This is a genomic window from Streptococcus parasanguinis (assembly GCF_001074805.1).
Classification (GTDB): Bacteria; Bacillota; Bacilli; order Lactobacillales; family Streptococcaceae; genus Streptococcus; species Streptococcus parasanguinis_A.
Genome location: NZ_JUPI01000149.1, coordinates 1 through 1,199, shown reverse-complemented (window position 1 = coordinate 1,199; position 1,199 = coordinate 1). Strand labels below are relative to the sequence as shown.

The window sequence follows — 1,199 nt, the reverse complement described above, 5'->3', positions numbered from 1 at the left end:
TCAGCGAACTTCGAAGAAGTTCCATGACTAATTATTGAGCCTAAGGTCTCAATAATTCCGAGTGCCTGAAACATAATTATTTCAGGCACTTTTCTCACAGCGGAAAGTTTCAATATACTCTAATAATAATCAGATATTATTTGGATATTTTTGCACAATAATCCAGCATAGGTTATTCAAAGAAAAGAATTGTCAATTTTTTTAGCTTGCTCATAGCGGGCTTTTTTGTACGAAAACCGACTGCGATTGTTTTTGTTTTTCAAAGGGATACACAAAAAAGACTGAACCCGTAGAGTTCAGTCTTTGTTCACTTTCTATTAAAGTGATGTAAGGAAAGTCAATCCCCCTAGGATGACACCTGCCGAATTCGGAATGATCAAAATCCAGTCTTTTTTAGGTTCCTTTGTCCAACCATAAATGACCCAGATCAAGCAAGAAATAGCAGCTGACAAGGGTTGGAAAGGTTGGGCCTTATTTCCCTGTAAATTAGCAATAATTTGTGGGATGTAGGCAATGAAAACGATAATCCCAATAAAGGCACCGATCGAGCCAACGATTTGGTTGATTTTTTGTTTATTCATAAAATTTTACCTCTGTGTATCAAAATAGCATAAGTAGGAAGAAAATGCAATTAATTTGCATGCTACGCAAAATGAAAATGATTACATTCGCACAAAATTAGACAATGTGTCAAAAAATGGCAACTAGAGAGAAGACTCTCTCGAAAAGAAATCCATCTTCCTGCAAAATCACAAGATTGTGACACTTTACAGTTCGGTAACATTTGAAAAAAAGACTTGAATTTGTAAAGGACAAAAGGTAGAATAGTGCATACTTTAAAAAAAGAAAAGGAAATGGTAGTTTCAAAATGAATGAAAAACAAATGAAAATTCTTGGTTGGGTTGCGACCTTTATGTCTGTTATGATGTATGTGTCTTACTTCCCACAAATCATGGATAACCTCGCAGGTCACAAAGGGAACTTTGTTCAACCCCTTGTCGCAGCCATCAACTGTAGCCTTTGGGTTTACTACGGACTCTTCAAAAAAGAACGCGATATTCCACTTGCTGCAGCCAATGCACCAGGGATCATCTTTGGTTTGATCACAGCTATCACAGCCTTGTAATCAATGAAAGAGAGAGTGGGACAGAAATTGGTAATTCGTTAGAATTCGATTTCGTCGTCCCACCTCCGCACAG

At 37.2% G+C, this 1,199-nt stretch carries 2 protein-coding genes; one reads left to right on the top strand and one right to left on the bottom strand.

Features of this window, described 5'->3' with window-relative positions:
* Nucleotides 1–317: 317 nt before the first annotated feature.
* Nucleotides 318–581 (bottom strand): SemiSWEET family transporter, encoded by a 264-nt coding sequence (locus ADI76_RS10475; RefSeq protein ID WP_003012241.1) that lies wholly within the window; start codon nucleotides 579–581, stop codon nucleotides 318–320.
* Between the two features lie 287 nt (nucleotides 582–868).
* Between ADI76_RS10475 and ADI76_RS10470 the strand changes: the two genes are divergently transcribed.
* The gene (locus ADI76_RS10470; protein ID WP_003006102.1) at nucleotides 869–1,126 is read left to right on the top strand and encodes a SemiSWEET family transporter; all 258 of its coding nucleotides are present in this window, start codon (nucleotides 869–871) and stop codon (nucleotides 1,124–1,126) included.
* Nucleotides 1,127–1,199 lie beyond the last annotated feature (73 nt).